Raw genomic sequence first — 1481 nt, 5'->3', positions numbered from 1 at the left:
CCCCACCCACGACAACAACACCCTCAACCTCACCATCCACACCCGCACCACCCCCGAACAACCCTGGACCGCCCACGCCACCGGCACCCTCACCCGCGCCAACACCACACCCCCCAGCCCCCAAACCACCTGGCCCCCCACCGACGCCGAACCCATCGACCTGACCGGCACCTACCAACGCCTCGCCACCACCGGACTCGAATACGGCCCCACCTTCCAAGGACTCCACGCACTCTGGCGCCGCGACAGCCGCCTCTTCGCCGACGTCCGCCTCCCCGACACCGACCACACCGACCACACCGACGGCTACGGCATCCACCCCGCACTCCTCGACGCCGCCCTCCACGCACTGGTCGCGGTCTCCGACGGGGACGAAATCCGGCTGCCCTTCGCCTGGACCGGCGTCACCCTCCACGCCACCGGCGCCACCAAACTGCGGGTCGAGCTGGACATCGACGACGACGGCACGCTGTCGCTGTCGGCGACCGACACCAGCGGACAGCCGGTTGTCACCGTCGACTCACTCACCACACGGCCGATCGACCCCGCCCAGCTGCGCGCCCGCCCTCGACAGACCGACGACCTGTACGCGCTGGACTGGCTCCCGTGGTCCGGCAGCGTCTCGCCGACCTCGGAGTTCGAGCGGTATGCGGTACCGACGGTCGGCGACGACGTCCTGGCCGACACCCACCGCATCACCACCGAGACCCTGACTCGCGTCCAACAGCACCTGGCCGCGGACACCACCGCCCCCCTGGTCATCGAGGCCACCTACGACGACCTCGCGGGCGCAGCAGTCTGGGGACTCATCCGCACCGCCCAAACCGAACACCCCGACCGCATCGTGCTGGTCGACACCGACAACCACCCCGCCTCCAGGGACGCCCTGGCCGTCCTGGTCGCCTCCGGCGAACCCCAGGCCCGCATCCGCGACGGCGCCATCACCCTCCCCCGGCTGACGACCACCGCCGTCACCGACGCGCTGACACCACCGGCCGACGCCGACGCCTGGCACCTGGACACCAGCGAACGCGGCACACTCGAGAACCTCACACTGGTCCCGTCCGATTCGGCGACGCGCCCACTGGGACCGCACGAGGTACGGGTCGCAGTACGAGCCGCCGGTCTGAACTTCCGCGACGTACTCATCGCCCTGGGCATGTACCCCGGCGAGGCCACCATGGGCAGCGAAGCCGCCGGAATCGTCCTCGACATCGGCCCCGACATCACCGACCTCACCCCCGGCGACCGAGTAACCGGACTCTTCCCCGACGCACTGGCCAACGTCGTAATAGCCGACCGACGGATGGTCACCCCGATACCAGCAGGCTGGTCGTACACCGACGCCGCAGCGTTCCCCATCGTCTATCTGACCGCCTACTACGGACTGCACGACCTCGCCGCCCTCAAACCAGGCGAACGCGTCCTCATCCACGCCGGCACCGGCGGCGTCGGCACCGCCGCCATCCAACTCGCCCAAC

General features: G+C 70.0%; 1 protein-coding gene. It reads left to right on the top strand.

Annotation, left to right across the window (positions count from 1 at the left end; all coding sequences use genetic code 11):
• The coding region (locus tag AB0E24_RS45915) for a SpnB-like Rossmann fold domain-containing protein (RefSeq protein ID WP_359386034.1) at window positions 1–1481 on the top strand (1481 nt) is incomplete at both ends.

The sequence above is a fragment of the Streptomyces malaysiensis subsp. malaysiensis genome, from assembly GCF_040653035.1.
GTDB lineage: Bacteria > Actinomycetota > Actinomycetes > Streptomycetales > Streptomycetaceae > Streptomyces > Streptomyces malaysiensis.
The sequence above is the reverse complement of the archived record's forward strand: the minus strand, read 5'-3'. Positions and strand labels throughout refer to the sequence as shown.